The organism is Mycobacterium helveticum, from assembly GCF_007714205.1.
Taxonomy (GTDB): domain Bacteria; phylum Actinomycetota; class Actinomycetes; order Mycobacteriales; family Mycobacteriaceae; genus Mycobacterium; species Mycobacterium helveticum.
The window spans coordinates 21,143-41,129 of the sequence record NZ_VMQU01000001.1 but is presented as its reverse complement, the minus strand read 5'-3'; the positions used below and the strand labels follow the sequence as shown (position 1 = coordinate 41,129).

Annotated in this window: 14 protein-coding genes, 1 pseudogene and 1 riboswitch; of the genes and pseudogenes, 4 read left to right on the top strand and 11 right to left on the bottom strand. The window is 70.9% G+C overall.

Translation table 11 applies throughout. The annotated features are described in order from the left end of the window. Window positions 1-10 precede the first annotated feature (10 nt). Window positions 11-1,609 (bottom strand): FadD7 family fatty acid--CoA ligase, encoded by a 1,599-nt coding sequence (locus tag FPZ47_RS00155; protein ID WP_144946825.1) that lies wholly within the window; start codon window positions 1,607-1,609, stop codon window positions 11-13. A 309-nt stretch (window positions 1,610-1,918) separates the two neighbouring features. On the opposite strand from FPZ47_RS00155, the gene oxc reads away from it, so the two are divergent. Continuing rightward, window positions 1,919-3,652 carry an oxalyl-CoA decarboxylase gene (gene oxc, locus FPZ47_RS00150; protein WP_144947002.1) on the top strand — a complete coding sequence of 578 codons (1,734 nt, stop codon included), beginning with the start codon at window positions 1,919-1,921 and terminating at the stop codon, window positions 3,650-3,652. Here the strand turns inward: oxc and FPZ47_RS00145 are convergent. Beyond that, entirely contained in the window at window positions 3,636-4,568 is a 933-nt protein-coding gene (locus FPZ47_RS00145; protein WP_144947005.1) for a LysR family transcriptional regulator, read from the bottom strand. The two genes, oxc and FPZ47_RS00145, sit on opposite strands and share 17 nt — an antisense overlap. Before the next feature lie 265 nt (window positions 4,569-4,833). On the opposite strand from FPZ47_RS00145, the gene FPZ47_RS00140 reads away from it, so the two are divergent. Further along, window positions 4,834-5,589 (top strand): L,D-transpeptidase, encoded by a 756-nt coding sequence (locus FPZ47_RS00140; RefSeq protein ID WP_144946822.1) that lies wholly within the window; start codon window positions 4,834-4,836, stop codon window positions 5,587-5,589. 116 nt (window positions 5,590-5,705) lie between these two features. On the opposite strand, the gene FPZ47_RS00135 is transcribed toward FPZ47_RS00140, so the two are convergent. Further along, the gene (locus FPZ47_RS00135) at window positions 5,706-6,329 is read right to left on the bottom strand and encodes a hypothetical protein (protein ID WP_144946820.1); all 624 of its coding nucleotides are present in this window, start codon (window positions 6,327-6,329) and stop codon (window positions 5,706-5,708) included. Between the two features lie 188 nt (window positions 6,330-6,517). On the opposite strand from FPZ47_RS00135, the gene FPZ47_RS00130 reads away from it, so the two are divergent. Continuing rightward, window positions 6,518-7,450, top strand: a complete 933-nt coding sequence (locus tag FPZ47_RS00130) for an NADP-dependent oxidoreductase (protein ID WP_144946817.1) — start codon at window positions 6,518-6,520, stop codon at window positions 7,448-7,450. Here the strand turns inward: FPZ47_RS00130 and FPZ47_RS00125 are convergent. The 3 genes from FPZ47_RS00125 to FPZ47_RS00110 all read right to left on the bottom strand — a co-directional run bounded on the left by FPZ47_RS00125 (window position 7,442) and on the right by FPZ47_RS00110 (window position 12,098). After that, complete coding sequence (locus FPZ47_RS00125; RefSeq protein ID WP_144946814.1) at window positions 7,442-9,187, bottom strand: NRAMP family divalent metal transporter; 1,746 nt, start codon at window positions 9,185-9,187, stop codon at window positions 7,442-7,444. The genes FPZ47_RS00130 and FPZ47_RS00125 overlap by 9 nt on opposite strands. A gap of 93 nt (window positions 9,188-9,280) precedes the next feature. Then, window positions 9,281-9,433, bottom strand: a complete 153-nt coding sequence (locus tag FPZ47_RS00120; RefSeq protein ID WP_168209314.1) for a hypothetical protein — start codon at window positions 9,431-9,433, stop codon at window positions 9,281-9,283. 238 nt (window positions 9,434-9,671) lie between these two features. Then, a riboswitch (M-box (ykoK) riboswitch) is annotated at window positions 9,672-9,900 on the bottom strand. A gap of 191 nt (window positions 9,901-10,091) precedes the next feature. Further along, window positions 10,092-12,098: an acyltransferase family protein gene (locus tag FPZ47_RS00110; protein WP_144946804.1), complete on the bottom strand. Its 2,007-nt coding sequence runs from the start codon at window positions 12,096-12,098 to the stop codon at window positions 10,092-10,094. Between the two features lie 311 nt (window positions 12,099-12,409). Here FPZ47_RS00110 and FPZ47_RS00105 point away from each other — a divergent pair, with 311 nt between their 5' ends. Further along, window positions 12,410-13,429: a zinc-dependent alcohol dehydrogenase family protein gene (locus FPZ47_RS00105; protein WP_144946801.1), complete on the top strand. Its 1,020-nt coding sequence runs from the start codon at window positions 12,410-12,412 to the stop codon at window positions 13,427-13,429. A gap of 15 nt (window positions 13,430-13,444) precedes the next feature. Here FPZ47_RS00105 and FPZ47_RS00100 read toward each other — a convergent pair whose 3' ends face one another. The 5 genes and pseudogenes from FPZ47_RS00100 to FPZ47_RS00080 form a co-directional block, all read right to left on the bottom strand. Further along, the gene (locus FPZ47_RS00100; protein ID WP_210419790.1) at window positions 13,445-14,926 is read right to left on the bottom strand and encodes an AMP-binding protein; all 1,482 of its coding nucleotides are present in this window, start codon (window positions 14,924-14,926) and stop codon (window positions 13,445-13,447) included. Beyond that, entirely contained in the window at window positions 14,911-15,693 is a 783-nt protein-coding gene (locus FPZ47_RS00095; protein ID WP_210419789.1) for an SDR family NAD(P)-dependent oxidoreductase, read from the bottom strand. The genes FPZ47_RS00100 and FPZ47_RS00095 overlap by 16 nt, the downstream gene beginning before the upstream one ends. Before the next feature lie 130 nt (window positions 15,694-15,823). Further along, window positions 15,824-17,401 (bottom strand): annotated as a pseudogene (locus FPZ47_RS00090) (AMP-binding protein); the annotation flags it as partial. A 15-nt stretch (window positions 17,402-17,416) separates the two neighbouring features. Then, window positions 17,417-18,166, bottom strand: coding sequence for a GntR family transcriptional regulator (locus FPZ47_RS00085; RefSeq protein WP_144946788.1), 750 nt, complete (start codon window positions 18,164-18,166; stop codon window positions 17,417-17,419). Beyond that, window positions 18,166-19,782, bottom strand: a complete 1,617-nt coding sequence (locus FPZ47_RS00080; RefSeq protein ID WP_144946785.1) for a Vgb family protein — start codon at window positions 19,780-19,782, stop codon at window positions 18,166-18,168. The genes FPZ47_RS00085 and FPZ47_RS00080 overlap by 1 nt, the downstream gene beginning before the upstream one ends. Window positions 19,783-19,987: the final 205 nt, after the last annotated feature.

Sequence of the window (19,987 nt, the reverse complement as noted above, 5' to 3'; positions counted from 1 at the left end):
GGCGGCCGGCTCAGCCCGGCGTGCCGAACTGCTGAGCCACGGCGCGGCGGTCCAGCGAGCCCTTCGCGGTGTGGGGCAGTTCGCCCGCCTCCTGGAAAGTGCTGGGCACCTCGAAGGGCGCCAACCGGTCCCGGCAGAAGGCCACCAGTTCGTCGGGGGTCGGTGCCGCGAATTGCCGGGGAACGATCACCGCGGCCACGGTCTCCCCGTACAGCGTGTCGGGCATGCCGAACACCGCGACCTCCAGCACACCGGGGTGGCTGGCCAGGACGGCCTCGACGCGCTCGGGCGAGATCTTCTCCCCGCCCCGGTTGATCAGCTCCTTGATCCTGCCGCGGATGCTCAGATCGCCGGCCGCCGACAGTGAACCCAGGTCGCCGGTGCGCAGCCACCCGTCGGTGAAGTTGGCCGCGGTGATCGCCGGGTCGCCGAGGTAGCCGCGCACGACGGTGGGTCCGCGCAGCCAGACCTCGCCGACGGCCTCGGCGTCCAGCGGTTCGCCGTCGAGCCCGGCAATCCTGATCTCGGGGCCGGTCGAGCGGCCGACGAGACCCGGTGTCTCGGACGGGTTTTCGCGTTGGTCGATGCCCGTGCTGGACACCTGGTGGGTGGCCTCGGTCATGCCGAACGCGCACACCACCGGGGCGGAGAAGGTGTCGTGCAGCGCCTGCGCCGTCTCCGGGGTGAGCGGGGCGCTGCAGCTGCGGATGAACCGCAGCGCCGCCGGCCGGGTCGTCGCACGATCGGTCCTGGCGCGCTCCAGCAGGATCTGGTGAATCGTCGGCACCGCGGTGTACCAGGTGGCCCGCACGGCGGCGATGTCGTCCCAGAACGTGTGCGCCGAGAACCGTCCGCGCGCCGGCAGCAACACCGCACCGCCGGACGCCAGCGTCGCCAGCAGCGCGGCGAGCAAGCCGTGACCGTGGTAGAGCGGCATCACCGCGACGGTCGCATCGTCGGGCCCCAGGCCGTAGCCCGCGACGATGGCGCGCACCGAGGCCGCGAGGTTGGCGTTGGTCCACGGAACCATCTTCGGGACGCCGGTGGTTCCCCCGGTGAACATGATCATGGCATCGTCGGGCCGCAGCCCCTCGGGCGCCGGGGCCCCGGGCGCCGGCGCGGTCGCGGCGTCCAGGGCGACCGCCGGGCCGCGGTCGGGGCCGACGGTCACCGCGATCGGCCACCAGCGCAGCCCCGGCTCCCGCTCGTCGGGCACGTCCCCGTCGACGAGGACCACCCGGGCGCCCACGGCCTCGCTGCGCCGCCGCTGCTCGCCGACGGGCAGGGCCGGGTCCAACGGAACCGCGATCAGCTCCGCGCGCGACGCCGCCAGCAGCCCGACGACGAACTCGGCGTTGCTGCCCGCGCGTAGCGCGACCCGGTCGCCGGCCACCAGGCCGGCCGCCCGCAGCCGGCCGGCCAGGTCGTCGACCAGCCGGACCAGGTCGCGGTAGCCGATCCGGCTGCGGCCCTCGGTCACGACGAGCGCCGCCGCCGCCGGCCGTCGGGCCGCCGCCTCCTCGACCAGGTCGGCGATGCGCGGGTGTCCGGACGCCGCGGCCGGCGCCGTCCCGGCCCCGGCTTCACCTGCGATCGCGTCGATCCCCATCGCCATCTCCCTTCTCGAGTCCAAGACTTCCCGAACCGACTTCCCGAGCCCTTCCGGCCCCGAAAGCTCCTGCTCGCACCATGCCGCGCCACCGTGCCGGCCGTCCAATACCGATGCCCTCACAATTGATAACCGACGGCTATCGAGCCGCGGTGGCCGGCCCGTGACTGCCGTCGATAAATTGCGTGAATCGGGGCATAGCGGCTTAGTCTTGGACACCTGCGGACCCCGGGAACACAGTGATCAGGAAACACCGTGATCACGGACCCCATCGACCAGCAGGACACCAGGACACCAGGAGTTGCCACCATGACCACCGATTCGGCATCTCCGGAGTCGTCGCGTTTGACCGACGGCTTCCACCTCGTCGTCGATGCGCTCAGGGCCAACGGCGTCGACACCATCTACGGGATCGTCGGCATCCCGATCACCGACCTGGCCCGCGTCGCGCAGGCGTCCGGCATCCGCTACATCGGCTTCCGCCAGGAGACCTCGGCCGGCAACGCCGCCGCGGCCGCCGGGTTTCTCACCCGGCGGCCCGGCGTCTGCCTGACGACGTCCGGGCCCGGATTTCTCAATGGCCTGCCCGCGATCGCCAACGCCACGACGAACTGCTTCCCGATGATCCAGATCTCGGGTTCCGGCAACCGCGCGCTGGTCGATCTGCAGCGAGGCGACTACCAGGACCTCGACCAGCTCAGCGCCGCAAGACCTTTCGTGAAGGCAGCATACCGGATCGCCCGGATCGAAGACATCGGGCGCGGCATCGCGCGCGCCATCCGCACCGCGGTTTCCGGCCGGCCGGGAGGGGTATACCTCGACATCCCCGGTGACGTGCTGGGCCAGGCGATGGACGCGGCCGCTGCGGCGCAGACCGTGTGGCGCGTGGTGGACCCGGCGCCGCGCCAGCTCCCGGCTCCGGAGGCGCTCGATCGCGCGCTGGCGCTGCTCGCGCGCGCGCAACGACCGCTGATCGTGCTCGGCAAGGGCGCGGCGTACGCCCAGGCCGACGACGTGATCCGGAAGTTCGTGGAGGCGACCGGGATTCCGTTCCTGCCGATGTCGATGGCCAAGGGGCTGCTGCCCGACTCGCACCCGCAGTCCGCCGCGGCGGCCCGCTCGCTGGCGATCTCGCGCGCGGACACGGTGTTGCTGGTGGGCGCCCGGCTGAACTGGCTGCTGGGCCACGGCGCTTCGCCGCAGTGGTCCGCCGATGCCGCGTTCATCCAGGCCGACATCGCGACGTCGGAGTTCGACAGCAACCAGCCGATCGCGGCGCCGCTGGCCGGCGACATCGGTTCGGTGATGTCGGCGCTGCTCGCCGGTGCGGTGCAGCGCCCGATCACCGCGCCGGCGGAATGGGTCGGGGAGTTGGCCGAGCGCAGATCGCGCAACGACGCCAAGATGCGCCAACGGCTGGCCGAAAACCCGCATCCCATGCGGTTTTACAACGCCCTGGGCGCGATCCGCTCGGTGCTGCAGGACAACCCCGACGTGTACGTGGTCAACGAGGGGGCCAACGCGCTGGACCTGGCCCGCAACGTCATCGACATGGCGGAACCGCGCCACCGGCTCGACACCGGAACCTGGGGCGTGATGGGCATCGGCATGGGCTACGCCATCGCCGTCGCGGTCGAGACCGGTAAGCCCGTGGTCGCGATCGAGGGCGACAGCGCATTCGGCTTCTCCGGCATGGAAGTCGAGACCCTCTGCCGCTACCGGCTTCCGGTGACCGTGGTCATCCTCAACAACGGCGGTGTCTACCGCGGCGACGAAGCGCCGCCCGGCGGCGACCCGGCGCCCACCGTGCTCAACGCGCGGGCGCACCACGAGCTGATCGCGGAGGCGTTCGGCGGCAAGGGTTATCACGTCACCACGCCCGCCGAGCTGTGCTCGGCACTGACCGAGGCGATCGCCTCCGGCGGCCCCTCGATCATCGACTGCGAGCTCGACCCGGCGGCCGGGGTGGAAAGCGGGCACCTGGCGAACCTGAACCCGACCAGCGCCGCCGCGAAGCCGGCCGGGGTCAGCGCCGGTGCGTGAGGCCCAGCAGTTGGGCGTCGAAGAACTGGTCGAGTGCCAGCTCCTGGGCGGAGGCGGCGAGCGCGCGGGCGATCGGTGAGCCGGGCCCGGCGGAGTTGGTGGCGAGCGCGATCTCGGCCTTCAACACCGGGTCCACCATTTCCACCGCGCGGATCTCGGCATTCAGCGGCGAGGTCCACAGCCAGGTGTGGGGCACGATGCACGCCCAGTTGCCGGTGGCGACTTGCGCGAACAGCGAAGCGACGGAATCAGTTTCGACTTGTGGAGTGACGGCGATGGCGTGGCCGGCGAAGGCCTCGTCGATGATCTGGCGGTCCCGCATGTCGCCGGTGAGCAGGGCCAGCGGCAACTGCGCGGCCTGGGGCCACGTCAACGTCGTCGCACCGGAGGGCAACATGTCCGCCGGTGAGAGCAGCACGTAATGCTCCTCGTAGAGCGGGACCAGGTCGACGTCGCGTGCCTCGTCGGGCGCGGTGTGCACGATGGCGGCGTCCAACTCGAACTCGCGCACGCGCCGGTACAGTTCGCTGGCCGCCAGCCGGGACAGGATCTGGACCTTGGCCAACGGGTGCGCCGAGCAGAAGGCCGAGAGCAACAGCGACGCCGTCGTCGAGGCGGTCGGAACGGTGCCCAGCCGAAGCGTCCCGGTGATGCCCGACCGCACGGCGTGCACCTCGGCCTTGAACGCGTCGTGTTCGGCGAGAATCCGCTTGGCCCACAAGACCAGTCGCTCGCCTTCGGGGGTCAGGCCCTCGAAGCTGTGTCCGCGGTTGATCAGCGTGACGTTCAGCTCGCGTTCGAGTTTGGCGATCGCCGAGGACAGCGCGGGCTGCGAGACGTAGCACCTCTCGGCCGCCCGGGCGAAATGGCGTTCCTGCGCCACCGCGACGAAGTACTCCAACTGACGGAAAAGCACCCGCACCTCCTGGCCTTCGGGCACCGATTCGCCGAGGCTAACGTGTCGCGGGCACGCCGGCCAATCCCGCGGCGCGCCCGGCAAACCCCGGCAAACCCACGTGGCGCGCGGTGACGAAATCGCGTCCGAGGGGTGACCGGATCGTGATCCGATCACCCCAGTAATCAAACCCCAATAATCAATCATCGTTTGCTGAGACCGGCATCGGGTAGACAGCAACTAGAATATCGTTGTGTTGATCGCACCATCTCGGAGGGCGGGCGCTATGCGTCGATGGGTTCGTTATCTATTTGTTATGGTGGCGATCACGACGACGGGCCTGGTGGGCTCCGCGGCCCGCAGCACGGCCGCGGTCCCGGTGCCCGAGCCGGCTCCCCGGGTCGCCTCGATTTTGCCCGCCGACGGTGCAGTGGTCGGCGTGGCCCATCCCGTCGTGGTGGCCTTCGCCGCGCCGGTGTCCGACCGTGCCGCCGCGGAGCGGTCCATCCGCGTGTCGTCGCCGGGCAATGTGCCCGGACACTTCGAGTGGGTCCGCGACGACGTCGTGCAGTGGGTGCCGGACCGGTACTGGCCGGCCCACAGCCACGTCTCGTTGGGGGTGCAGGCACTGACGACGGGTTTCGACGTCGGCGACGAGGTGCTCGGCGTCGCCAGCATCTCCGCGCACACCTTCACCGTGAGCCGGAACGGCGAAGTGCTGCGCAGCATGCCGGCGTCCATGGGCAAGCCCACCCGGCCCACGCCGATCGGGCATTTCACCGCCCTGCAGAAGCAGCGCAGCGTGGTGATGGACTCGCGCACCATCGGCATCCCCCTCAGTTCCCCCGAGGGCTACAAGATCACCGCCCAGTACGCGGTCCGGGTCACCTGGAGCGGCGTCTACGTGCATTCGGCGCCGTGGTCGGTGGATTCGCAGGGCTACGCCAACGTCAGCCACGGATGCATCAACCTCAGCCCCGACAACGCCGCCTGGTACTTCAACACCGTCAACGTGGGCGATCCGATCACCGTCGTGGCCTGACGCGCCCGCCGCCGGCACGCCGGTTTCGGTACCTTGCCGGCCTCAACGCCACCGCGGAGGCCAGACCAATACCGTTGTGGCGGAGCGCTTTACACATCTGTCGAGGAGCTACACGGTCAGCCGGGCAGCGCGTTCTTGATCACGGCGTCCTGCTTGCGGCCGATGTCGATCACGGCGCCCGGATCCATCGGAGCGCTCGGCGGGCTGTCGAATTCCAGGTTGACCAGCACATTGCCCTCGGTGAACACCAACACGGTGACCGCTTTGACGTCGTCGGGCGCGGCGCCGGAGGTCCCGGAGATCCTCGCCCCGTTGGAGCCGACGTCGACCGGCTGCCACGTGCCGCTGACCTTGCCCGCGTAGTTGTTCTTGGTGTTCTCAACGCCGGTCGCGGCCGCCGCGGGATCCGCGAGGATCACGATGATGTCCCCGACCCGCCGGCTGCTGTCGGCGCTGACGAACAACTGCGCGACACCGAGGCCGTTATCCGGGTTCAGCACGGGGGGTTGGGGAGCGGTGAAATCGGGCCCGATGTCGGCCGGATTGACAAGCAGCACGCTGTAATCCGATTGCCGTCCCGGCGGCGGGCTCGTCACCGTGCTCGGTGGGGTCGACGCAGACGTCGTGGTGCTCGACGGCGACGGCGCGGAGGCGGTGTGTTCGTTGCCGCAACCGCAGACCGCCGCACCGACCGCGACCGCGAGCGCCCAGCCGACGACGGTGGTGCCGGCAGTCTGCATGGGCGTTCCTTCCCCGTCGAGAAACCCCTGATCGCGCGGCGCCTGACGCTGCTGCGAAACGCCGGCGCGGACCGGCCAGCTTATGAACATACGCGGGATGACCGGCGATGGGTACCGCGTTACAACCTATGCTGGCGGCCGGGGCCCCGTCACGGGGAAGGGGCACGGTCAAGGGGAAGGGGATCGCGATGGCGCGTGCGGTGCGGTTCGACCGCTACGGGGGCCCCGAGGTCCTGTACGTGGCGGACATCGACATGCCCTCAGCCGGTCCGGGCGAGGTGGTGGTCGAAGTCCGCGCCGCCGGGATCAACCCCGGTGAGGCCGCCATCCGCAGCGGGGCGATGCACGACATGTTCCCCGCCACCTTCCCCTCGGGGCAGGGCAGCGATCTCGCCGGCGTCGTGACCGCGGTGGGACCCGGGGTGACCGAATTCGCCGTCGGCGACGAGGTGCTGGGCTTCAGTTTGCGCCGCTCCAGCCATGCCACGCACACCGCGGTGCCGGTTCGTCAATTGATCGCCAAGCCTCCCGAATTGCCTTGGGAGGTGGCGGGTTCGCTGTATGTCGCCGGGGTGACGGCGTACGCCGCCGTCCGCGCGGTCGCGCCGCAGCCGGGCGAGACGGTCGCCGTGTCGGCGGCCGCGGGCGGGGTCGGCAGCCTGGCCGTGCAACTGCTGGTGCTGCGGGAGGCCGTTGTGGTCGGCATCGCGGGGCCGGGCAACGCGGGGTGGCTGCGCGACCACGGCATCGTCCCGGTCAGCTACGGCGACGGCCTGGCGGAGCGGTTGCGGGAGGCGGCGCCGCGCGGAATCGACGCGTTCATCGACCTGTTCGGGCCGGACTACCTCGACCTCGCGGTCGATCTCGGTGTGGCACCGGATCGCATCGAGACCATCATCTCGTTCCAGAAGGCCGCCGAGATCGGCGCCCGGACCGAGGGCAGCATGGACGCCTCGACGCCGGAGGTTCTCGCCGAACTGGTCGGCCTGATCACCACCGGCGCCGTCGACTTCGAGGTCGCCGCCACCTATCCGCTGGACCGGGTCGCCGACGCCTACGAAGAACTGGAGAAGCGACACACCCGCGGCAAAATCGTGCTGCTGCCGGGCCTCTCACAGTGACGTGGCGGGTGCAACGATGCCGGCCTGCACGATCTTGACGACGACCAGCACGACGGCCACCACCAGGTAGGAGCGCAGGGTGAACAACCCCATCCGCCGGATCGGTGACATGGCGGGGCGCGCCAGCCCGGCCAGATCCGGTGTCCGCCAATCCAATCGGTCCTGCAGGCGCACCGCACGGCGTTCGGCACGCGAGAGCAGCGCGGTGTCGTCGAGCCGGTCGACCTGCTCGGGGTCCAGGCCGCCGCCCAGTGCCCGCACGATGGCTTCCGCCTCGCGGCGGTCGGTGTACCGCCGGCCGGCGACGATCCCGGCGGCTCCGCCCGCGATGCCGATCACCGCGCCGCCGGCGAGCCCGGCCTCGATGACGGCCGTGGACAGGCCCGGGAAGAACGTCGTCGCCGTCAGGGCCAGCGACAGCAACACCAGCGACCACACGATGGCCCACGCGATGATGTTCTGCCGCACCGTGTTCACCCAGGGCCCCAGCACCGCGCGGTCGTTGCACAGCAGGACCAAGAACACCGTCGCCGAGGGCAGCAGCACACCGGCGAGCGCCTGAACGCCCTGGGTCACCAGGCCCAGAACGTAGTCGGGGCTGAACGCCACCGCCGCCGACACCGCGAGCAACAGCGCGTAGCCGCCGTAGAACATCGGCGCCTCACCGATCTTCCAGTGCAGGGAATGTCGCCGTCCCAGCGCGTCGCCGACGGCGTAGGTGGTGGCCAGCCCGACGGCATTCGCCCCGATGAGCGACGCGTCGAGCAGGAGGATCGCGAACAACGTCCCCACGGTGCCGCCGAGGTGGGCGGACAGGGCCGAGGCGACCGCGCCCGCATCGGTGAAGTCGCCCGCGCCGGCGCCGGCCAGCCCGAACGCGGTCACCGCCATCAAGGCGGTGGCGCCGACGATGACCACGACGATCCCGATGACCAGATCGGCTCGCGCGTAAGGAATCCAGCGCGCAGTGATGCGCTTGTCCACCACATTGGACTGCTGGAAGAACAGTTGCCACGGCGCCACCGTGGTACCCACGATCGCGACGACCAACAGCAGCACGGTGGAGTCCAGCCCGCCCGGGAACCGCGGCACCAGGCCGCCGGCCGTCCTCGCCAGGCCGGGATGGACCAGCAGCACCATCGGCACGACGAGCACGTTCACCGCGATCAGCAGGAACATCAGCGCTTCCCAGCGGCGAAACGAACCGCCGGCCACCACGGCGAACAACAGCACGGCGGCGGCGGGGATCGCGACGACCTTGGGACAGCCGAGATAACCGAGCGCCAGGGCCACCCCGATGAATTCGGTCACGATCGTCAGGGCGTTGAGGATCAGCAGATCCCCGACGCTGAACGCACCCCAGAACTTGCCGAACCGCTCGAATATCAACCGCGCGTGCCCCACCCGGGTGACCGCACCGAGGCGCAGCACCATCTCCTGGTTCACGTAGAGCACCGGGATCAGGAACACCAGCGTCCACAGCAGGGCCATCCCGTAGTTCTGTCCCGCCTGTGCGTACGTCGCAACGCCACCGGCGTCGTTGTCACCCACCATGACGATCAGTCCCGGGCCGGTGATGACCATCAGGGTGCGCAAGCGGCGCCAGCGGCCGCCGCCGGCGCCGTCGTGCCGGATGCGGCCGAACGCGCCGACGATGTCGCCGGCGTGCGCGGAGTCCAGCACGGCCTGCCCGCCCACGGGGGGCAGGCCGTGCTGCTGAGCGGAGAGAGAAGTCATCGGTTTCTCACTGTCTGTGCGGGCGGCGTTAGGGGCCTTCCCAAAAACGCTGCGCGACTGAAATCTTCGATATGACGGACCGGTGCGGACCGATCAGTGCCGGTCGTTCACACCGCCCGACGACTGCGCACCGGGCGCGGCGGCCAGCACGCTGATCGGCATGCGCGACACGTAGCGGCTCGCCCGCTCTTGTGGAGTCGGGCGGCACCGTGCGCGCCAATTGGTCAGAACCACAACAAAAGCCATGATCATCTCCTGGAGGAGGCCCGATCGGCTCACGGCGTGCAGCGCGTCAGACGCGCCCGGCGATCAAAGAGCGCACGGACGGCCGGAACCGGATGGGGGCGAGACGGAATTCGGATGGGGACTATCGCCTGGACTGGTTCTGCTCATCTCGCCCTCACCTCCTCACGGCCGGGACACGCGCGGGTGTCGTCACATCCACCTGAACGAGAGAGGAGCAAATGACGGCGGCAAACCGTCGACCGCACCCCTCTCGTCGGAGCTTCGGCACTGCACGGCGTATCCGGGACTCAGTCGATGGTCGCGACCCGCTGCGCCCGGCTTCGCCGCGCTTGCGATCGCTCCTCGTCCGGAAGCCACTTGGGCTCAACCCTTGGGTCCGGGAAGAGCTGTCCTGACCCGGGGCGTCTCTCGACGTTCGGGGTCAGTGGCCTGTATCCGTGCAGACGCCTCACCTACCGAGGTGCTTGCCGAACCATGCTCGCACCGCCACCCGCTGCGCGTCAAACGCCGCGCCGCCGGCATGTCGGACGTCGCCGATCCGCCCCGCCCGCGGCATACCCTTGAGTACGTGCCCACAACGTTGCAGGACCCCAGGGTCGCTTCGACGCCCGAGGAGATGTATGCCGAATCGCGGTGCTGCCGCACCTAGCGATTCGCCCTACTTCACCGACTCCTCGAGCCACGGCGTCAGCCACTGCACCCCTTCGGAGGTGAGGTGGACGCCGTCGCTGCGCACCTTGATGCCGTCGACCTTGGCGGTGTAAACGCCGTCCGGGCAGAGCTTCTTGTTCAGGTCGAGGATCCGGACGCCGGGGTGCCGGCTCACCGCCTTGCGCAGCATGGCGTTCCACTGGTTGACCCGGTCGGGCTGGTCCTCGGGATACAGGCGCCCGTCCGGCTTCTCCCCGCCCCGGCTGTAGGGCGCGGTGGCGACCACCACACGAGCGCCGGTGGAGCCGGCGATGTCCAGCGCCCGTTGCAGTTCCGCGTTGAGGTAGGAGTCGAACGTCGGGTCGCCGATGTGGGTCCACTGCCCCTCGTTGACGCGGTCCACCGTCTCCCAGCGGCCGATGATCAACAGCGCCACGTCGGGCTGGTCCTGGCTGACCTGGCGGGACCAGCGCATCGGCCAGCCGTCGCATTCGGCCCGCTGGTCCAGCGTCTGGCCGACATAGCGGTACGGCGTGCCACGCACGAGGCTGCAGCCGATGACGGTGTGGTCGAGGAACGCGAAACCCGGTGTCGGGGGCAGATAGTGCATCCAGGTCCACCCGATCGAATCGCCGAACACCGAAACGGTGAACGGGCGCCGGGGGTCCCGCGGCCTGGGCGCCGGGCGACCCGCGTCGGGCGGCGACGGCGAGACGGCCGCGACCGCCGAGACCCCCGGCGGCAGGCCGGCGTCGCGCAGCGCCGGTCCGGTGCCCACGGGGACGACCAGCAGCGTCACGGCCGCCGCGCTGGCCACGGTCGCCGCGGCCAGCGGCAACAGCGGCACCCGCGCCGGGCGCCACCGCCGGATCGGTTGCTCGATCAGCCACCACGACGCGGCCGCGACCGCGACGGTGGCCGCGCACCGGACGGCGAACAGCCGCAACCCGTCCCATCCGGTGCGTTCGCCGTTGAGCGCCAGAAAGATCGGCCAGTGCCACAGGTAGACGCCGTAGGAGATGGTGCCCAGCCACACCAGCGGGCGCAGCGCCAGCACCCGGGCCACCGCCCCGCGCTGCTCCAGTGCCACCGGGGCGACCACCAGAACGGCCGCGAGGGCGACCCCGATCAGCAGGCCGTGGCGGAACTCCCCGGCGGCGCCGGTGGCGAAGTGGACCGCGGCGGCCAGTCCGGCCAGCCCCAGCAGCGGCAGCACCCGGGCGACCCGCCGCCCCCACCGGCTCCGGATCAGGCACCACCCGCGGTTCAGCGACTGCCAGTCCCGAACCAGCAGCGACGCCGCGGCCGCGCCGACGAGCAGCGCCTGCGCGCGGGTGTCGGTGCCGAAATAGATCCGGTCACGCGTGCCGTCGGAGACGAAGACGACGGCGACCGCCGCCGAGGCGAGCGCCCCCGCCGTGGCGAGCAGGAAGGCGGCGAACCGCACCCCGCCCACGGTGGCCCGGGTCGACCGCCGCCTCGCCCGCGCGGCCAGCACCAGCGTCACGGCGATGAGCAGCAAGGGCCAGACGAAGTAGTACTGCTCCTCCACACCCAAAGACCAGGTGTGCTGCAGCGGCGAGGGCGGGGCGCCCTGGGTGAAATAGTCGGTCTTCTGCGCCACGAACCGCCAGTTCGCCATCCAACAGAACGCGGCGATCGCGTCGCTGCGCAACCCGGTCAGCGCCTGGTACGGGAGCAGTTCGCGGGCCGCGGCCACGGTGAGCACCATCAACACCAGAGCGGGCAGCAGCCGTCGCGCACGCCGGATCCAGAAGCCGGTCAGGTCGATTCGCCCCGTGCGCCCGAGCTCGTCCAGCAACAGCGACGTGATCAGGAACCCGCTCAGGACGAAGAAGACGTCGACGCCGATGAACCCGCCGGCCACGCCGGGGACGCCGCCGTGGCCGACGAGCACCAGCGCGACGGCGACCGCGCGCAGCCCGTCCAGCGCGGGAATCCCGCCGTGCCGCTCCGGCCGGTCCCAGACCGCGAGCCGGCCCACCCGGCGCACCGGGGCGACCCACCGGGGCCGCCCAGCGTCACGAGCCGGCGCGGAAGTCCCGCCCGGCTCAGCCCTTTCTGCTAACGCGCCCCGGCCACCCTGCTGCCCGGCGCCACCGTTGATGCCGATACGTCGCTGCCCCTCCTCTTGATCGCAGCCAGCTTAAATTCGCGCAGCGGTGATTCAGCAGATGACACGCGCGGAGTCCGGGCCGCTTTTCCGGCGGCGGGGCCCCGCCGGCGCACCGCGCCGGGCGGGCGGCGGGCCTCGCGACTAGGGTCGGAACCAGGACCGAACGATCACTCGACGGGAGGCAATCGATGCGTGGTGTGGTGATGCATGGCCCGGGCGACGTGCGGGTCGAAGACCGCGACGACCCCCGGATCGTCCACCCGACGGACGCCGTCATCCGGCTGTCCGCGACGTGTATCTGCGGTTCCGACCTGTGGCCCTACCGCGGCGAGGACGAGGTTCACGACGCGCCCATGGGCCACGAGTACGTCGGTGTCGTCGAGGAAGTCGGCAGCGACGTCCGCAACGTCAAGCCGGGTCAGTTCGTGGTCGGGTCATTCGTCTCGTCCGACAACACCTGCGAGATCTGCGCGGCCGGCTACCAGAGTCGCTGCGTGCAGGGCGAGCTGATGGGCAACATCGGCACGCAGGCCCAGTACGCGCGCATCCCCCTCGCCGACGGCACGCTGGTGGCCACCCCCGGGATGCCGCCGGACGCGCTGATACCCAGCCTGCTGGCCGCCTCCGACGTGCTCGGGACCGGCTGGTTCGCCGCCGTCGCCGCCGACGCCGGCCCCGGCAAGGTCGTCACCGTCGTCGGCGACGGAGCGGTCGGGCTGCTCGGGGTGATGGCCGCCAGACAACTCGGCGCCGAACGGATCATCGTGATGAGCCGCCACCGCGATCGCCAGGCGCTGGCCCGCGAATTCGGCGCGACCGACGTCGTGGAGGAACGCGGCGACGAGGGCGTCGCCGCGATCAAGGACCTCACCGGTGGCCTCGGCGCCCACAGCGTCATCGAGGCGGTCGGCACCCAGCAGTCGATGATGCAGGCAATCTCGGCGACCCGGCCCGGCGGTCACGTCGGCTTCGTCGGGCTGTCCCACGACGTCAATCTGCCCGGCGACGAGCTGTTCTTCTCGATGGTGCACCTGCACGGCGGCCTGGCGCCGGTGCGCCGGTTCCTGCCCGAGCTGATCAGGCTGATCTGGAACGGCAAGATCGACCCGGGCAAGGTCTTCGACCTGAGCCTGCCGCTCGCCGACGCCGCCGAAGGGTACAAGGCGATGGACGAGCGGCGCGCGATCAAGGTGCTGCTCACCGTGTGACGGCCGCGGCGCCGGTCACCCCAGGGTCGCGCGCAGCGCGCGCTTGAGCACCTTGCCGTAGCTGTTCTTCGGCAACTCCGCGACGAACGCGTAGCGCCTGGGCCGCTTGAAGCGCGCGATGCGCCGCAGCAGATGCGCGTCCAACTCGGCGGGGTCGGCCGCGCCGACGATGAAGGCGACCACCACCTCACCCCACTCGGCGTCGGGCGCGCCCACCACGCACGCCTCCGACACCCCGGGGTGCTCCAGCAGCACCTCCTCCACCTCCCGGGGGTAGATGTTGGTTCCGCCGCTGATCACGACGTCTTTCGACCGGTCGCGCAGGGTGAGGTAGCCGCGCGCGTCGAAGGACCCCAGATCGCCGGTGTAGAGCCAGCCGTCCTGCAGCGTGGCGCGGGTCGCGGCGGGGTCTTCCCAATAGCCGGACATGACCGCGTCGCCGCGGCACACGACCTCGCCGACCTCGCCGACCGGCGCCGGCCGGCCGTCGGCGCGCAGCACGGCCACCTCCATGCCCGAACGCGGGTAGCCGACCGAGCCCAGGACGGCGTCGTCGCCCGACTCGTGGTCGGCGCGGCGCAGCCCGGTGATGGTCATCGGCGATTCGCCCTGCCCGTAGATCTGCGCGAAGATCGGACCGAACGCCGTCATCGCCTCCTTGAGGGTCTCGACGTACATCGGCCCGCCGCCGTAGACGACGGTCGCCAGGTTGGCCGGCCGGGGCCGGCCCGTCCGCACCAGGCGCTGCACCATCGTCGGTGCCAGAAACGCGCTGCAGGCCGGGTGGTGCTCGCACAGGTCCAGGAACTCGTGGGGATCGAACCGTTCCGACTCGGGCACCACCTGGCGGGCCGCGCGCAGCACGTACGGCACGACGTAGAGACCCGAGCCGTGCGACATCGGTGCCGCGTGCAGCAGACTGCAGTTCTCGGTCGGGGCGTCGATGTCGGCCAGGTGCGCGACGGCCATCGCCATCAGGTTGCGGTGCGAGAGCATCGCGCCCTTCGGCCGGCCGGTGGTTCCGCTCGTGTAGAACAGCCACGCCGGCGCCGACGGCTCGGTGCAGGTGGGTGCTGCCGGGGCGGCGCCCAGGAGGCGCGAACAGCTCTCGGAGCCAAGCGTTTCGATGGGACGGCCGGTGACGGGGGCGAGCGCGGCGCCGATCTGCGGGGAGGCGAACACCCGCGACACCCCGGCGTCGTCGACGATCTGGGCCATCTCGCGCGGGTGCAGCTTGTAGTTGACCGGGACGACGACGCCCCCGGCGGCCCAGATCGCGAACATCAGCTCGACGATCTCCGGCCGGTTGTGGGTCGCGATCGCGACCCGCGCGCCCACGCCGTCTCGTTGCCGGATCCAGCCCGCGATGCGTAAGGCCCGGTCGCACAACTCGTTCCACGTGCAGACCCGGCGTTGCCCGTGATACACCGCCCCGCGGTCGGGGAACCGGTTCGCGGTCTGGTCGAGCACCGCGAAGAGGTTCACCGCCCAGTCCACCGGGATGTCAGCGCGAACTCCGACAGGTATTTCGTGGAGCTCCAGCCGCCGTCGACGACGATCGTCTGCCCGTTGATGAAGCTTCCCGCCGGGGAGCACAGGAACGCGACGGTGCCGGCGATGTCGTCGATGCTGCCCAGGCGCTGATGCGGCGTCATCTCCACGTTGATTTTGCGGAATCGCTCGTCCTCGAGGCGTTTTTCGACCATCGGTGTCTGCGTCACACCGGGCGCGACGGCGTTGCAGCGGATGCCGGAGGCTCCGTACTGGCAGGCGATGTGGGTGGTCAGCGCGGTCAGCCCGCCCTTGGCCGCCGAGTAGGCGCCGCCGCGCAGCCCGCCGATGACCGCGAAGGTCGACGTGACGTTGATGATCGCCGACCCGGGACCCATGTGGGGCAGCACGTCGCGCGCGAGCCGGAACGGGGCGCGCAGCATCAAACCCAGGAATTGATCCAGGGTTTCGTCGTCGGTCTCGTGCAGCGGCTTCGGGCTGCCGACGCCTGCGTTGTTGATCAGGAAGTCGACGCGGCCCCAGCGGGACACGGCAAGGTCGACGATGCGCTGCGGTGCGTCGTCGCGGGTCAGGTCGACGGCGAGCGTCGCGACCCGCGCCGGATCGCCGATGGCTTGCGCCAGCTCGGCCAGCCGGCGCTCGTCGCGACCGGTGCCGAGGACCGCCATGCCCGCCTCGGCGAGTTTCGTGGCGCAGCCGAAACCGATGCCACTGCTGGCGCCCGTGACGATCGCGACCTGCATCTCACCCATCCTGTGCCGCCTGCGCCGTTTTCTGGCGGCGACCCGCCGCGCCCGGCTCCGCCGCGCTTGCGATCGCCTGCGCCGTTTTCTGGCGGCGACCCGCCGCGCCCGGCTCCGCCGCGCTTGCGATCGCCTGCGCCGTCAAAGCCGCCCGGATCCGGTGCTTGAGGATTTTTCCGGCGTCGTTCTTCGGCAGAGCATCCCAGACGACCACCTGTTCGGGCGCCTTGAATTTCGCCACGCCCTTGCTCTGCAGCAGCGCGCGCAGGCTCGCGACGTCCGGGTGCCGGTCACCCGCCGGCACGATCACCGCGCACGCCCGTTCGCCGGTGCGCTCGTCGGGCAGCCCGACGACCGCGATCTCGGCGATCCCGGGGTGGTCGGCGAGCAGGTCCTCAACCTCCTTGGCCGAGATGTTCTCGCCGTTGCGGATGATGACGTCTTTGACGCGGCCCGCCACGACGAGATACCGGTCATCGACCCAGCGCCCCAGGTCACCGGTGCGGAAAAACCCCGCGTCGTCGAAGCAGCCGGCCTCGTCCTCGGGAGACCGGTACCCGAGCAGCATCTGCGGGCCGCGCACGCAGATCTCCCCCTCACCGGCCGGCGCGGCCACGTGGGCGGCGAGCTTGACCTCGGCGATGCCGGGCCTGCCGTCGGTGGCCGCGGCGCGGTCGGCTTCGTCTGGCCGGAGCGCGCCGACCGTCGCGACGGGCACTTCCGTGCAGCCGTACACCCTGGTGACCACCGCCCGGTCGAAATAGTCCGCGGCCCGGCGGATCAGCGACGGCGACACGGAGGCGCCGCCGCAGACGAACACCTTCAGGTCGGGCAGCCGCGTGCCGGCGTGCTCGGCGGCGGACAGCAACTGCCGCAGGAACGGGGTGGCGCCGGCCATGTGGGTGCACCGCTCGCCGTCCATCAGCGCCACCGCCGCCGCCGGATCCCACCGCTCCATCAGCACCGCGGTGGTGCCCAGCAGCAGCGGGCATTCGAACGCATAGATCGAGCCGCCGATGTGGGCGATCGGCGAGGGAACCAGGAACACGTCGCCCGCCTCGACGCCCCAGTGGTCACGGAGCTGGCAGATCAGCGCGTGCATCGAATTATGGCTGTGCAAAACACCTTTGGGGCGTCCCGTGGTGCCGGAGGTGTAGAGCACCATGCGCACGTCGTCGGGATCCGGGGCGGGCAGGCTCGCATCCCCCGGACCCGACAGCGCCGCGAACGGCGTGTGTGCGCCGGCCTCGCCGCGCAGCACCACCACCTCGGGCGGTGCGCTCATCGCCGCGGTCACGCGTTCGAGCATCGCCGGGTAGTCGTGGCCGCCGAACCGGTGCGGGACGAAGATCATCGCCGCGCCGGCGTCTTCGAGGATGAAGCGCAACTCGTGGTCACGCAGCGACGGCAGGATCGGGTTCACCACCATCCCGGCCAGCGTCGCGGCCAGGTAGATGACGGCGGCCTCGTGCCAGTTCGGCAACATGAACGACACCACGCCGCCGGGCGGCACGCGCTCCAGCAGGGCGGCCGCCAGCGCGGCGGCCCGGGCGTGCAGCGTGCCACAGTCGACCCGTACATCGTTGTCCACCAATGCCGTTCGCTGTGGCGAGGTTCGAGCGGCCGCGCGCAGCGCATCGGCGAGGGTGGTGTGCACCCACAGGCCGCGCGCGTATGCCTCGGCCGCGCGCGCCGGGTCCCGGCGGTAGTGGGTGATCACCGTCGACTCACCTCAGCCGGCCTGGCCGTTCACCCGGCGCATGGTGATCGCGTAGCGAAACCTCGACGACAGGTGGGTGTTGATGGTCACCTGTGCGACGTCGCCCTCGGAGGTGCGGTAGGTGCGCCGCATCTGCAGCGCGGCCGTGCCCGCCTCGACCCCGAGGCCGTCGGCCAGATCGGGCGAGAGCAGCACCGCGGCGATCTCCTGGTGCAGCTCGGCGACGCTCACCCCGAACAGGTCCTCGATCAGCGGGAAGATGGGTCCGGTGTGGCGCTGCAGCAGCCTGCCGACCGCGGCGAAGTCGCGGCTGATGTAGTACTCGGTGCGGCACAGGGGCGCCGGCGCGCCGTCGGCCATCCGGTAGCCCCGCACCGAGAGCCACTGGGTGCCGGCCTCGAGCCCGGTCCGGGCGGCGAGGTCGTCGTCGAGCGTCACCATGGCGTTGGACTCGATGCTCAGGTGCGCACCGGAGGCGAACGCGAGCAGGTCGTCGATCGACATCGCGTCCTGCGCATAGGAACTCGACGCCGGCCGCGGAACGACCCGGGTGCCCGCCCGCGGCCGCGACGCCACCAGGTTGTCCTCGCGCAACCGGCGTATCGCCTCGCGAACGGTGTAGCGGCTCACCGCGAACCGCTCACACAGCTGGTGCTCGGTCGGCAGCTGCGAGCCCACCGGGTACACCCCGTCGACGATCTCCTTGCGCAGCGCACGCGCGATCTGCAGGTAGCGGTGGTCGTTCGAGACGGCCTGCGTCATCAGCGGCCGTCCCCTGTCCGGCGCAGCGCCAGGACGCTGCCGTCGCCGTCGGCCGAGACGAACAGCGTGCCGTCGGCCGCCGCGGCGATGCCGGCGAACGGACCCTGCGGGCCGGAGAACGGCGGCATGCCCTTGAGCGGCTTGGGCCGGACCCCGGCGGGCGGGCCGATCGGCAGCCCGGCGGCGATGGTGCGGCGAACCCTGGTGTCCAGGTCGAACGCGATCACCTCCTTGGCCCCGGCGTCGACGATGTAGAGCACGCCGTCGCGCACCGAAAGCCCTTGCGGGCGAACCAGATCAGTGACGATGGTGCCGGAACCGTCGGCCCGGACCACGCGTCCGGCACCGGATTCCGCCACCAGGCACGCGCCGTCCGGGTCGATGGCGACGCCGACCGGGTCCCGCAGGCCGGCCGCCAGCACCTCGATGCGGCCCGCGGCCCACGACAGCACCCGTCCGGTGCCGAACTCGGCGAACACGACCCGGCCGGACCCGAGCGCGACGCCGTAGAGCTGGTCGAAGCCGTCGGCCAGCACTTCGGTTTCGCCCGCGGCGGGCCGGTAGCGGCTGACCTGGCCGCCCGAGGTCGTCACCACGAACTCGCCCGGGCCGCTGGCCACCACACCGCGCACGAAGCCGGGATAGCCGGGGCTGAACAGCATCCCGACCGTCCGCAGGGAGCCGTCCGGCTGGACTGCAGAGAAAAACGTGCCGTCGGCGACGTACGGCTTCCCGTCGTGCCCCACGGTCAGGTCCAGCGGCCAGTTGAGCCCACCGGGCAACACCGTCCGGGTCGCGCCGTCCGGTGCGATCTCGGTGATCTCGCCGGTGAAGTTGGACACCAGCACCCGGTCACCGACCAGGGTGCAGTTGTCCAGACCCGGGGTCAGCTGGGCCAGCACCCGCCGTTCGCCGCTGCGGGGATCGATGCGCAGCACCTGCCCGCTGGCGACCTGCGTCGACACGATGTGCCCCCGCGGGTCGAACTTAACCGAGTCGGGAACCCCGAGATCGCCCGCGACACACTGCGGTTCGCCACCTTCGGGATCGACACGCCAGATCGCGTTGGCGCCCATCACCGGGAAGTACAGCAGCCCGTCCGGGCCGGCCTCCATCGCGTTGGGCGAGGGCACGTTCTCCAGCAGCACCCGGGGTGGCCCGCCGCGCGGGTCGAGTTCCAGCAGGCGCCCGGCCTCGCGGCATTCGCCGACGAACAACCGGTCCCGATGAAACGTGATCCCGTTGGCCGATGGGAGGTCGTCGCGCAGCACCCGGGTCCGGCCGGCGGTGTCGAGTGTGCTGACCCGGCCGTCCATGACCTCGGTCGCGTAGAGGTTGCCGCTCGCGTCGAACGCGACGTCGTCGGGTGCGACGATGCCGCCGCCCGTGGCGCTCACGGTCTCCAATCGCCCGGTGCGATGGTCCAGCGCGCTGATCTGACTGCCGGTGACCTGCGCGATGTAGATCCGGCCGTCCGGACCGGTGCGCAGCCCGTTGGCGCCGAACAGCCGGCTGGGGGCGGTGACCCGCTCGAGCCGCCAGCCCGGCGCGACGTCGGCAGGGTGAGGTCCGGCATCGGGGGAGGCATATCGCGATGGCTGCGCCGCGATGGTCATGGTCTCGTCGGGATCCTTCCCTATAGACCCGGAAGTGCCTGTTCGGGCTGGACGTTATCAAGTCACGCTAGTCCAGACAATAGCTGCCGACAGCTCGGCGCCCGGCCTTGACAGCGGTGTCCGTCGATGGGAATAGTGTTCTCCTAAGGGCAGAACCCAATATGTTGTCCGGACAAAACATCGGCGCGTCGCGTCGCGGGCGGTG